Here is a 12,963-nt window from a genome sequence, read left to right on the forward strand (position 1 = left end):
TGGTGCAAGAAAATTTGCTATTTGAAAAATTTATCTCAAAGGAAGCTAGCGATTTGCACTTGGTTGCAAACTCGCCAGCATTTCTTCGGATAGATTCAAATTTAGTGGCATTAGATGATAAAAATTTATGCGATGAAGAGTTGCATGAGTTTTGTTTTTCACTTTTAAATGAATCTCAAAAGTGTGAGTTTATGTCCAAAAAAGAGCTTGACTTTTCTTTTGGATATAAAAATTTTAGATTTAGAGCAAATTTTTACTTAGTAAATGAGTCTAAGATGGCAGCTAACTTTAGGAAAATTCCAGTTAAAATTCCAACTCTAAGTAGCCTTAATTCGCCAGATATTTTAAGGCATATGGTGCGTCGACAAAAAGGGCTTATCTTGGTAACTGGCGCTACTGGAAGTGGCAAAAGCACCACAATGGCAGCGATGTTAAATGAGATAAATGAAACTCAGGCAAAGCATATTTTAACGATAGAAGATCCAGTTGAGTTTATACATACAAACAAAAAATCACTTTTTTCGCATAGAAATTTAGGCTCAGATACAACCTCTTACGCAAATGCTTTAAAGCAAGCTCTTAGGCAAGATCCAGATGTGATATTGGTCGGAGAGTTGCGGGATGCAGACAGTATGGCAGCAGCCATAAGTGCCGCAGAGACTGGACACCTTGTGCTTGCCACACTTCATACAAACTCCGCAATCTCAAGCATAAACCGCATACTTGATAGCTTTGTTGGGGCTGAGCAAGCATTGATTCAAAGTATGTTAAGCGGCTCTCTTCTTGCAGTAATTTCACAAAATTTAGTACCAAAAATAAGTGGCGCAAGGCTTTGTGTGCATGAAATTTTGATAAATAATCAAGCTATCTCAAACCTTATTCGTGAAGGAAAGACGCATCAGATATATTCGCAGATGCAGTTAGGTCAAAGTAGTGGTATGCAAACGCAGGCTTTTGCACTAACAAAAGCCGTAAATAGCGGACTTATAACGCAACAAAGTGCATTAGAGTACGCAAATAACACACAAGAAATTTTAAATTTAAATGTAGGGATGTAAAATGCAAGGATTAATGTTTTTTGATATTATCGTCATCGGTGCGATACTTATACTTGGGCTTATGGGTTTGGTGCGAGGCATCATCACTGAGTTTGCTGGACTAGTTGGACTTATAGGTGGTTTGGTGCTTGCAAGTCGCCTTTCTGCGCAAGCTGGAGAGTTTATAAAGTCAAACATCTATGATATACAAAATCCATCAATGCTTGATTTTGTAAGTTTTGTTGGGGTTTGGATAGCTTTTTGGATACTATGTGTTTTGGTCGGCAAATTTCTTTCAAAGCTTGTTGGTGCAAGTGGGCTGGGATTTTTAGATAGGCTCGGAGGTTTTGTGGCTGGTAGCGCAAAGGTCTTTTTGACACTTTCTGCGGTTTTGGCTATTATTTCAAATACCAACCTAAGCGACGAGGTTGAGGAGTATTTTAAAGATAGTAAGGTTTATCCTATTTTGCTAAAGACTGGAAAATGGATAGCAAATATCGATGTAAAGGCACTTAAAAATGATGTCGAAAATGCTATCGTTCCACTTACAAAAGAGGATAATAAGAGTGATGAGATTATCAAAAATGAAGATATTATGATAGATAATAACCTAACTTTAGATGTAAATGTAACAAAGGAGAATTGATGAGTATTGAAAATTTAGAGTATGACGCACTTTTAGAAAAATTTAAACGAGTGCTTCGTGATAATGGCTTAAAATATACAAAACAGCGCGAAGTTTTACTAAAAACGCTTTATAATAATGAAGAGCATTTTACATCTGAAAAACTTTATATGTTTATTAAAGAGAACTATCCTGACCTAAATGTGGGTATTGCGACCGTTTATAGGACGCTAAATTTACTAGAAGAGGCCGAGATGGTAACATCTATTAGCTTTGGCTCTCAGGGTAAGAAATTCGAACTTGCTACAAAGCCCCATCATGATCACATGATATGTAGAAAATGCGGGCTTATTATCGAGTTTGAAGACGCGGTTATAGAAAAGCGTCAACTTGCTATTGCAAAAGAGCACGGCTTTAAGCTGACTGGGCACATGATGCAGTTATATGGAATTTGCGAAAAATGTAATAAAGACAATATAAAAGGCAAATAGTAAAAAGGGGCGATAAAAACGGTGATATTTGAAAATAAACTAGAACTACAAAGACTACAAACTGCCGATGAGCTGCGTAAAATAGGTGTTAATCCCTATCCGCATTTTCTTAGGCGTGATATGGATATAACAAAATTTAAGATAAAATTTAACCACATAAAAGATACGGAGGAGCGCAAGGCGGAGGGGCAATTTGTAGGCCTTGCGGGGCGTATAAAGCTTATTCGTGATGCTGGTAAGGCTATATTTGCAAACATTGAAGATGAAGATGCAAATTTACAAATTTATTTTAGCAACAAAACTTTAGACCCTGAGTGGTTTAATGTCGTAAAGAAAAATATCGAAGTTGGCGACATCGTTTATGTGCGTGGATATGCTTTTATAACTAGGACGGGCGAATTTTCGATGCATGTAAGCGAGATAACACTTGCAGCAAAGGCTATCAGTCCGCTCCCTGAAAAATATCACGGGTTAGTGGACATTGAGATGCGCTACCGTCAGCGTTATCTTGATATGATAATGAATCCAGAAGTTAGAAATGACTTTAAAAAGCGCTCTATAATAGTAGCAACTATACGCAGATTTTTTGAAGATAAGGGCTTTTTAGAGGTTGAAACCCCTATGATGCACCCTATAGCTGGTGGTGCAAATGCAAAGCCTTTTGTGACATTTCATAATGCACTAGGAGTTGATAGATACCTTAGGATAGCGCCAGAGCTATATCTAAAGCGCCTTATAGTTGGTGGCTTTGAAGCGGTTTATGAGATGAATAGAAATTTCCGTAACGAAGGTATGGATCTAACGCACAATCCTGAATTTACAAGTATCGAGTTTTACTGGGCATATCATACATATCATGATCTTATGGGACTTACAGAAGATCTTTTTACAACACTGATAGATAAGCTTGAGATGCCAAAGGTGATAGAATTTGATGGCATGCAGATAGATTTTTCAAAGCCTTTTTCGCGCATAACATACAAGAAAGCGCTAGTTGATATAGGTGGGCTTGACCCTGCTATCATTGATGATAGGGAGAAAATTTTAGCAAAGCTTAAAAGTGATGGTTTTGAAGCAAATTCTAAGCTAGATCTTGGGCATTTACAGGCTGAGCTTTTTGATAATTATGTTGAGAGCAAGCTTATAAATCCTACATTTATCACTGACTTTCCAATCTCCATAAGCCCGCTTTCAAGAAGAAATGACAAACATCCTGATATAGCCGAGAGATTTGAGCTATTTATCGCTGGGCGTGAGCTTGCAAATGGATTTAACGAGCTAAATGATCCAATCGATCAATACAACCGTTTTGCTGGACAGATAGATGCTAAAAATGCTGGCGATGATGAGGCGCATGAGATGGATGAGGATTATGTTAGAGCGCTTGGATATGCTATGCCGCCAACTGCTGGAGAGGGTATCGGTATTGACCGTCTTGTAATGCTTTTGACAAATAAAAAATCAATTCGTGATGTCGTGCTTTTCCCTGCTATGCGACCACTAAAAAATGAAAACCAACCAAAGGAGAGCAAATGAGTTTAGAAAATTTTGATAAGTCGATATATGACCTTGTAAATTTGGAGTTAAAGCGTCAATGTGACCACCTTGAGATGATAGCAAGTGAGAATTTTACATATCCAGAAGTCATGCAAGTCATGGGCTCTATCCTTACAAATAAATATGCAGAGGGCTATCCTGGCAAAAGATATTATGGTGGTTGTGAGTTTGTTGATGAGATAGAACAAATAGCCATTGATCGTTGTAAAGAGCTTTTTGGTTGCGAGTTTGCAAATGTTCAACCAAACTCAGGCTCACAGGCAAATCAAGGCGTTTATGGCGCACTTTTAAATCCAGGCGATAAAATTTTAGGCATGGATCTAAGTCACGGCGGGCACCTTACGCACGGCGCAAAAGTAAGTAGCTCTGGTAAAATTTATGAGAGCTTTTTTTATGGTGTTGAGCTTGATGGTCGTATAAATTATGAGCGAGTTCTTGATATAGCTAAGATAGTAAAACCAAAGATGATAGTTTGTGGTGCTAGTGCGTATACTCGTGAGATAGAATTTAAGAAATTTCGCGAGATAGCCGATGAAGTAGGGGCTATACTTTTTGCTGATGTTGCTCACATTGCTGGTTTGGTTGTGGCTGGCGAACATCAAAACCCATTCCCACATTGTGATGTTGTAAGCTCTACAACACACAAAACACTTCGTGGACCAAGGGGCGGTATCATAATGACAAATAACGAAGAGTATGCTAAAAAGATAAATTCTAGTATCTTTCCAGGTATCCAAGGTGGACCGCTTGTGCATGTGATAGCTGGAAAAGCTGTTGGTTTTAAACACAACTTAAGCCCAGAGTGGAAAGTTTATGCAAAACAAGTTAAAGCAAATGCGAAAATTTTAGGCGAAACCCTTGTAAAACGAGGATATGATCTAGTGAGCAGGGGCACGGATAATCATTTGGTGCTTATGAGCTTTTTGACAAAAGAATTTAGTGGCAAAGATGCTGATATAGCACTTGGTAATGCTGGCATTACTGTAAATAAAAACACCGTTCCAGGAGAAATTCGTAGTCCATTTGTTACAAGCGGTATTCGCGTAGGAAGCCCTGCGCTTACAGCTCGCGGCATGAAAGAGACTGAATTTGCGCTAATTGCAAATAAAATAGCCGATGTGCTTGATGATATAAATAACACCCAAATTCAAGAAAGGGTTAAAGCCGAGCTAAAAGAGCTAGCACATCAGTTTATCATATATGATAAGGCGATGTTTTAATGCAAAGTATAGATACCGCACTAATTAAAATGATAACCACGCACTATTATATAAAGCGTGATAGTATCGTAAACAAGATCGAGTATAAGGGCAAGCTATTTTTTGATAAATTTGAGCGTGTGAATGAGATGTTAAACTATAAGGTTATCCAAGATCACGAAGCTGGCAAGATAGTTGCAGCTCACTCTTTGATAAATCAGTTTGATAAGGTTGAAAATATCGTCTTTGACTATAATGGACGAACTCCAGAGCGCTTTTGGCATAGAGCCCAGCTTTTGCTTCGTGAAGAAGGCTTTATAAATTTCACTGCCTATAAAAGCAAAACAGAGGGGCACTTACATCTTTATGTTCATAAGGGACACACAACATTTAGTGAGGCTTGCCAGCTTGCAAATATGCTAAGCGCAAAGCTTTCACAACGCCTTCCAAAGGAGTGGAAGATGTTTCCAACGATAGAGATGCCAAAAGAATTTAACATCCTAGCGTTGCCATACGAGCTTTATCAAAAAGAGCGTGGCGCAAGCTGGTCAAAACATATGTAAGGAAATTTTATGCAGATAAACAATGAACTAAAAGATATTTTACTGGAAAAAAATGACAACAACGGTACTAATGTAAAGAAAATTTTGCTTATTATTGCAGCTGCGGTTATACTGTTTTTAGCGGTTATCGTTGTGATGAAATTTATAAACAGTGATCCAGAAGCAAAAACAAGTGCAAATGCCGAGATTGATTCAAGGCTTGTTTTGCCACCAGCTCCAAGCCAGGATCAAAATTTAGCACTAAATCAGCCTATGGCTACTCCGCCAGCATCAAAGCCACAAGATGTAAGTGAGAGAAAAAATGATGAACAGCTTTTTGAGCAAGTGCCTATTATACCAGAGGAAAAAAGCCAAGATGACTTTGAGGATATGGTTAAAAAACTAAAAGGCAAGAGTGAAACTGACACAAGTAAAAATGATGCGACTCAGCAAAAGCCTGAGCCAAAACCAATTGTAAAAGTGGTAGAAGAGCCAAAGCCTGAACCTGCTAAAAAGGTTGAAGTAAAACCAGAGCCAAAGCCTGAACCTAAAAAAGAAGAAGTAAAAAAAGAAGAACCTAAAAAAGTTGCCAAAGAGCAGCCAAAGCCAGAGCCTAAAAAAGAGCCTGCAAAAACAACCACGGCAACTACTAGCGGCTCAAAAGGCGCTTATGTTCAAGTTGCAGCTATCTCAAAGCCAACTCCTGACGCATCGCTTACAAATAAAATTGTAGCTAAAGGCTATAGCTACACAACTGTTAAAGCTGGCAATATGACAAAGGTTATAGTTGGTCCTTTTAGTGAGGATAAAATTCAAAACGCACTTAGTGATATTCGCAAAGACATTGCCTATGGTGCATTTATTTATAGGATCAAATGAGAGCCTTTGCCCTTTTTGGAGATCCGGTAGCTCACAGTATATCGCCTAGGCTTCATAACAAGGCGATATCTGAGCTAGATTTAAATGGCTTTTATAGTCGTATTTTATTAAAAGAGGGTTATAAGCTCATAAGTTCATTTAAACAGCTTAGGCTTGATGGTGCTAATGTTACTGTCCCGCACAAGGCTTATGCCCTACATCTTGCCGATGTCGCCTCAGAAGAGGCTATGGCTATAGGTTCTGCTAATACTCTTGTTTTAAAAGATGATAAAATTTATGCACACAACACTGACGCTCCAGGCTTTTTGCGCTCTATAAAAGAATTTAAAGAGGTAAAAAGCGCTCTTATTATCGGTGCTGGAGGAACTGCAAAAGCGATTGCATATAGTTTGAAAAATGCTGGTATAAGTGTAGAAATTTTAAATAGAAGCAAGGAGCGGTTTGCAGAGTTTAATGGTTATGAGTGTTTTACATGGAGTGATTTTAAGGTAAAATCATTTGACTTGATTATAAACTCAACTTCGGCTGGATTAAAGGACGATAGCTTGCCATTAAGCGCCGAAATTTTGACCCCATGTCTACAAAGATCAAAATTTGCCTATGATGTTATATATGCAAAACAAACACCATTTTTAAAACTTGCAAAGTCAAATGGTTTGCTTACAAAAGATGGTTCTGATATGCTACTTTTTCAAGCCGTTTTGGCATTAAATTTATTTTATGATAATAAATTAAACGAAGAAAAGATAGAATTTGCTATGCGCAAAGCTATGCAAATTTAAAACATTAACTTTAAACTATATTTTTACTTTTTAAATTTTTAAAAACTTCAGAATTACCATAAATAACCGCAAAATATCGACAAATACTATAAAATATAAAAAATCTATGATAATAAATTTTCGCGATTATTGATAATGATTTTCTTATTTTACTTAAAATAATAATTAAAAAACATATTTAAGAAATATTTTACATTAAATTGACCTTGCAATGATATAATTTTCCCGATAAAACTATTTTAGGAGGAGAAAATGAACAATTCAAGACGAAATTTTCTTAAAGCGTCTGCAGTTGTTGGGGCTGTAAGTGCAATGCCTGGCACGATAGCAAAGCTTGGTGCAAACCCACTAAGCCCTAGCGAAAAAACGGTAATGAGTTTTTGTGAAATGTGCTCATCACGCTGTCCTATAGAGGCACGCATTAGCGACGATAAAACAGTTTTTATACAAGGCAATGCAAAAGCAAGTGGCACAAAGACATCAGTTTGTGCGCGCGGAGGTTCTGGACATAGCCAGCTTTATGATCCACAACGCTTAGTAAAGCCACTTATTCGTGTTGGAGAGCGCGGAGAAAACAAATGGCGCGAAGCTAGTTGGGACGAGGCGCTTGATCTGGTTGCAAAAAAGATGCAAGAGATAAAAGAGAAGTACGGACCTGAAAGCTTTGTATTTACTGCAAAAAGTTCTCAAACTCATAAGCTTATGGTAAATTTTGCCTCTAGCTATGGCTCACCAAACTGCTTTTCACACTTTTCATGCTGCCCTATAACATATCAAATGGTGTGCGAGCATATGTATGGTGATGCTAAGTTAAAGCGTGACTTCTCTAATGCAAAGTATGTTGTAAATTTTGGACACAACCTTTTTGAAGGCATAGTTATTAGTGATGCTAAAAAACTTGCAAAATTTGCTGCTCAAAAAGATAGAAAGCTTTTGGTGCTTGATCCAAGATTTAGCGTTGTTGCTGCAAAGGCTGATGAGTGGTTGCCAGTTAAGCCAGGAACTGACCTAGCTTTTGTCATGGCGCTTATTCATACTTGGATAAAAAATGGCACTTATGATAAGAAATTCATAGAAGATTTTACTATCGGTTTTGATAAAGTTGTTGAAATGACTAAGGATACAACTCCTGAGTGGGCTGAAAAAGTAACTGGCATAAAAGCCTCTGATATACAAAGGATAGCGGCTGAAATTTGGGCGGCTGCACCAAAAGTTATCATCGACTTTGGACATAAAACAACAACAGCAAAAGCTGAATATATGAGAACTAGAGCCATTATGACCGCAAATGCGATGATGGGTAACTGGGAAGTTAAAGGCGGTTTGTTTAGCGGTAAAAAAGCTAAGACATACAACAAGCTTGTTGGCGAAAACATTATTGATGAGATAACTAATCCAGACAAAGACTTTAAAGTTCCAAAAGTTCAAAGACTTGACTTTGCTGGAGAAGATGGCAGACATAAGTTTGTAAGCAGGAGTCACGGGGTTTTGATGGATATCCCTCATGCTATTTTAAGTGAAAAACCATATCCTATAAAAGGCTGGTTTAATATCCGCTTTAACCATCTTATAAATGTTGCAGAAACTGAAAAGGCGATAGAGGCTATGAAAAAGCTTGACTTTATCGTTGTTAGCGATGTTTATATGAATGATATGGCAACTTTTGCTGATGTTATACTCCCAGAAAGTACATATCTTGAGCGCGATGAAGGTATCGAAGATAAGTCAAGTTTAAAACCAGCTTATATGATACGAAATAAAGTTGTAGATCCAGTTGGCGACACTAAAGATGGAGCGACTATCTTTAGAGAGCTTGCGCGTCGTTTAAAAGTTGATAGTCTTTATAAGTGGAACAATATGCGAGAGTGGCGTATACAGCAAGTTAAGGGCAATGTAGAGCTACTTGCTAAGCTAGAAAAAGATGGATATGTTAGTTATGATGTGCCAGGAATTTTGTTCCGCGACAAGGATACTGTTGCAAAATTTGTAAAAAAATATCCACAAGCCAGCCAATATGTAGGTGAAAATGGACTTATGGACTCTCAAGCTAAGTTAAAAACAAAAAGTGGCAAGATAGAGCTATTTAGCGAGCAAGTTGAAGCACAGTTTCCTGGATACGGCTGTTTAAATACTGAAGGTATGGATGTTTATGATGGACATGAGCTTTGCTTGATGACAGGCAAGACGCCTATTCATACAAATGGTCATACTCAATCAGTTCCGTACCTAAATGACTTAATGAACGATGCACCTATATGGATACATCCAAAAACAGCTGCAAAGCGCGGGATAAAAGATGGAGATGATGTTGTTATTAAGAACCAATTTGGTAAACAAAATGGTAAAGTTATGCTAACCGAAGGCATTCGTGAAGATACGCTATTTTTGTATCACGGATTTGGTCACATCACGCCAGCACTTGGCAAAATTCATATGGTAGGCACAAACCAAAGTGTGTTGCTTAACCCAGAAGAGGGACCTGTGGCTGCTACGATGGTTACAAATGTCGGTGTTGAGATAGTTAAGGCGTAAGGGAGATAAGATGAAAAAGTATATGATGATTCATGATGAAAATTTATGCATAGGCTGTCAAGGCTGTTCTGTCGCTTGTAGAAGCGAAAACAATGTTCCTAACAACCTTTATCGTTTGCAGGTACATTCAAAAATGAGTGGCACATTTCCAAAACTAAAAATGGACTTTTTGCGCCACAGCTGTGTTATGTGCGAGGATGCGCCTTGCGTTGAGGTTTGTCCTACTGGAGCAAGCTTTAAGACAGCAGATGGTATCACTTTACTTGATGATAGAATTTGCGTTAGCTGTAAATACTGCATCCTTGCTTGTCCTTATGATGCTAGATTTGTCTTGCCAGATGGAAACATTGGCAAATGTACATTTTGTCATGAAAGCCGACTAGCACGCGGTGAAGAGCCAGCTTGTGTAACTGTTTGTCCAACAGACGCACTTGTATTTGGAGATGCAAATGATGAAAACTCAAAAATTTCAAAAATGTTAAAGGAAAAAGAGGTTTATTACCCAAAAGCCGAGCTTGGTACACATCCACGCCTTGCTATGGTTGCAAACACAAAAGGAGGACACAATGAATAATATGTGGGGAAGCATGGCTCAATACGGCGAAATTTACTGGCCGTGGCCAATCGCACTTTATCTATTTTTGGCTGGTCTTAGTGCTGGTGCTGCTATCGTTGCAGTCCTTTTAAAGTGGCAAGGTAAAACTGGGGCAAATTTTAAGAGCGCCGTTTTATTAGCACCTATTGCTATCATTGTCGGTCTTGCTCTTTTGGTGCTTGACCTTGGAAAGCCACTTAGTTTTTACTGGATATTGTTAAAGTATAACTTTACATCAGTTATGAGTATAGGCGTTGCACTTCTTTTAGTCTATACGCCGATAGTTGTTGTTTATGCGCTTTTTGCCTATAAAGACCTTACTATCTTGGCGCCATTTAAAGGCTTGATAAGTTCGCTTGAAAAGGCTTTGGCAAAAATTTTTGAAATTTTAATTCTCCCACTAGCCATTGGCGTGGGCGTTTATACAGGCTTTTTGTTAAGTGCTGTAAGTAAAATTTTACTTTGGGATACGCCTATCTTACCTATATTGTTTTTGGTTTCTGGACTTAGTTCAGGTATCGCTGCCAGCGTACTTTGTGGCGCAATATTTGGTAAAGAAAAAGATGAGAGCACATTTAAACTTTTAAAGCTTGATATGTTTGTTATAATCGTTGAATGCTTGCTTTTAGTTGCTCTTTTTGGCTATCTTTACTCATCAGGCTCAGCAGGTGCAGAAGTTGCTGGTAAGGCGCTTACAAATGGTGCATTGGCTGTGATGTTTTGGGTGTTTGTTGTTGGCTCTGGTATGGCGCTTCCAGTTGTCATAGAGCTAGCAAATGGCGAGAAGATGAGTAAAAATTTAATCATTTTTAATACTTTTATTGTTATACTTGGTGTTATTTTGCTAAGATATTACATAGTCTATGCAGGGCAGATGTAAGATTTTGATACCCATCATTTTGGTGGGTATCGCTTTTTAGCAACAACACTTAAAGGATACATTTGAAAATTTTACTTATGGAAGATGACCTAGGTTATCAAGAGAGTGTTAGTGAGTATTTAACATCACTTGGCTATGAGGTCGATACAGCAGGCGATGGCGAGACTGCTTGCGATAAAATATCAAAAAATATCTATCAACTTTTTATACTCGATGTTAAGGTGCCAAACATAAATGGCTTTGAAGTTTTAAAATTTATAAAAAGCATAGGGCTTCAAACACCTATAATGATGATGACTTCGCTTGTTGATATAGACGATATGGCGATAGGCTATGAGCTTGGCTGTAACGAATATCTTAAAAAGCCATTTGAACTTGCTGAGCTGAAATTTCGTGTGGGCGAGCTTATGAGAAAATACTACAGTCTTGGCGATAAAAATTTTATAGCGCTTGATATGGATTTTAACTATGACGCCATAAAAAGACAACTTTTAAAAGATGGCGAGGTGATTGAGCTTAGTGCAAAAGAGCTTGAGATAGTAAGTTATCTTGCTGTAAATGCTGGAAATTTTATCAGCATAAATGAGCTAAAAGAGAAAATTTGGGGCGATAAAGAGATAAACGAAGCCGACATAAGGATGCATGTTTTAAAAATTAGGCAAAAAACTTCGAGTGATTTTGTAATTTCAAAACGACATTTTGGCTACAAAATCGATGGAAAAAAATCTTAAAATTCCAACGATCGCCGTTATTATTATAATGGCACTTTTTGTTTTGCAAAGCTTTTGGATAATAGTATCAAGCCAAAAAGAGGAAGTTTCAAATAATATTTTTGGCATGATGCGTTTTGAAGAGCAGGTTAGGCGTAACTTTGAAAACGGTCAAATTTTGCCTGACTCGCTCATTTACAAATACGCACTTTATGACTCAAATGATACTATATACTTTTCAACACTTCAGGATCTGCACAAAGAGCGAACAGAAAAAAATTTCATCAAAGATGGAGTTTTGTACTATAAAAACTTTTTCTTTTTTAAAGAGAGACCTTTTTTTATAATTATAGCCAGCGAACTAAATGTAAAGCGTGAAATTTTTATCGTCTCTCTTACGCTAGCGCTTGCTCTTTTGGTTGTTAGTATAACCATTTACCTACTTTTTGTAACAAGCGCAAAACCTTATAAACAAGCACAAAAATATCTAAATGACTTTTTTAATGACGCTATGCACGAGCTAAAAACACCACTTGGCGTCGCTAAGATAAACCTTGAAATGCTTGGTGTTGAAAACAAAAATACAAAGCGAATTTCAAATGCACTAAAGCAAATGCAACTGCTATATGATGATGTGGAGTATTATATCAAGCGTGGATATATAAAATTTCCAAACGAACATATAAATTTGTGCGAGTTTGCACGCGAGAGAGTAAGATTTTTAGCATCTTTGGCTGATACTAAGCGCATTAAGATAGTTTATGATATTGAAGCAAATTTATATGTTTTTATAAGTAAGATAGCCCTTCAAAGACTCGTTGATAACACCATAACAAATGCTATAAAATATAGCCCACAAGACACCAATATCATTTTGAGCGTAAAAAAAGATGAGAGTAGGGTGGTGTTTAGTGTTGAGGACTTTGGCAGTGGCATAAAAGATGTGAAGAAAATTTTTAAAAGATATGAGCGTGAAGATAGCGTTCAAGGGGGATTTGGCATAGGGTTAAATATAGTTGAAGAGATATGTGTAAAAAATGATATTATCTATAATGTAAGAAGTGAACTTGGAAAAGGAAGCAAATTTTCTTATAAACTAAAACTTGCTTCTTTATCTTAACTGTTTTTACTTAA

Annotated in this window: 13 protein-coding genes; all 13 read left to right on the top strand. The window is 37.4% G+C overall.

The window, feature by feature from the left end; all coding sequences use genetic code 11:
- Positions 1–2 precede the first annotated feature (2 nt).
- Positions 3–1,058 (top strand): type IV pilus twitching motility protein PilT, encoded by a 1,056-nt coding sequence (locus LQV35_RS06940; protein ID WP_230057147.1) that lies wholly within the window; start codon positions 3–5, stop codon positions 1,056–1,058.
- A gap of 1 nt (position 1,059) precedes the next feature.
- Positions 1,060–1,683 (top strand): CvpA family protein, encoded by a 624-nt coding sequence (locus LQV35_RS06945; RefSeq protein ID WP_230057148.1) that lies wholly within the window; start codon positions 1,060–1,062, stop codon positions 1,681–1,683.
- The gene (locus tag LQV35_RS06950; RefSeq protein WP_230057149.1) at positions 1,683–2,153 is read left to right on the top strand and encodes a Fur family transcriptional regulator; all 471 of its coding nucleotides are present in this window, start codon (positions 1,683–1,685) and stop codon (positions 2,151–2,153) included. Before LQV35_RS06945 ends, LQV35_RS06950 begins: the two co-directional genes overlap by 1 nt.
- A 24-nt stretch (positions 2,154–2,177) precedes the next feature.
- Complete coding sequence (gene lysS / locus LQV35_RS06955; protein ID WP_230057161.1) at positions 2,178–3,689, top strand: lysine--tRNA ligase; 1,512 nt, start codon at positions 2,178–2,180, stop codon at positions 3,687–3,689.
- Positions 3,686–4,930: a serine hydroxymethyltransferase gene (locus tag LQV35_RS06960; protein WP_230057150.1), complete on the top strand. Its 1,245-nt coding sequence runs from the start codon at positions 3,686–3,688 to the stop codon at positions 4,928–4,930. The genes lysS and LQV35_RS06960 overlap by 4 nt, the downstream gene beginning before the upstream one ends.
- Positions 4,930–5,472, top strand: coding sequence for a DUF1882 domain-containing protein (locus LQV35_RS06965; RefSeq protein WP_230057151.1), 543 nt, complete (start codon positions 4,930–4,932; stop codon positions 5,470–5,472). The genes LQV35_RS06960 and LQV35_RS06965 overlap by 1 nt, the downstream gene beginning before the upstream one ends.
- A gap of 9 nt (positions 5,473–5,481) precedes the next feature.
- Positions 5,482–6,330 (top strand): SPOR domain-containing protein, encoded by an 849-nt coding sequence (locus LQV35_RS06970; protein WP_230057152.1) that lies wholly within the window; start codon positions 5,482–5,484, stop codon positions 6,328–6,330.
- Positions 6,327–7,112 (top strand): shikimate dehydrogenase, encoded by a 786-nt coding sequence (locus LQV35_RS06975; RefSeq protein WP_230057153.1) that lies wholly within the window; start codon positions 6,327–6,329, stop codon positions 7,110–7,112. The genes LQV35_RS06970 and LQV35_RS06975 overlap by 4 nt, the downstream gene beginning before the upstream one ends.
- Before the next feature lie 252 nt (positions 7,113–7,364).
- A complete protein-coding gene (phsA, locus tag LQV35_RS06980; RefSeq protein ID WP_230057154.1) occupies positions 7,365–9,644 on the top strand; it encodes a thiosulfate reductase PhsA in 2,280 nt (759 codons plus the stop codon).
- 10 nt (positions 9,645–9,654) lie between these two features.
- A complete protein-coding gene (locus tag LQV35_RS06985; protein ID WP_230057155.1) occupies positions 9,655–10,218 on the top strand; it encodes a 4Fe-4S dicluster domain-containing protein in 564 nt (187 codons plus the stop codon).
- Complete coding sequence (gene nrfD / locus LQV35_RS06990; RefSeq protein WP_230057156.1) at positions 10,211–11,119, top strand: NrfD/PsrC family molybdoenzyme membrane anchor subunit; 909 nt, start codon at positions 10,211–10,213, stop codon at positions 11,117–11,119. The genes LQV35_RS06985 and nrfD overlap by 8 nt, the downstream gene beginning before the upstream one ends.
- A gap of 62 nt (positions 11,120–11,181) precedes the next feature.
- Complete coding sequence (locus LQV35_RS06995) at positions 11,182–11,850, top strand: response regulator transcription factor (protein ID WP_230057157.1); 669 nt, start codon at positions 11,182–11,184, stop codon at positions 11,848–11,850.
- A complete protein-coding gene (locus LQV35_RS07000) occupies positions 11,834–12,949 on the top strand; it encodes a sensor histidine kinase (protein WP_230057158.1) in 1,116 nt (371 codons plus the stop codon). The genes LQV35_RS06995 and LQV35_RS07000 overlap by 17 nt, the downstream gene beginning before the upstream one ends.
- Positions 12,950–12,963 lie beyond the last annotated feature (14 nt).

The organism is Campylobacter suis, assembly GCF_905120475.1.
Classification (GTDB): domain Bacteria; phylum Campylobacterota; class Campylobacteria; order Campylobacterales; family Campylobacteraceae; genus Campylobacter_A; species Campylobacter_A suis.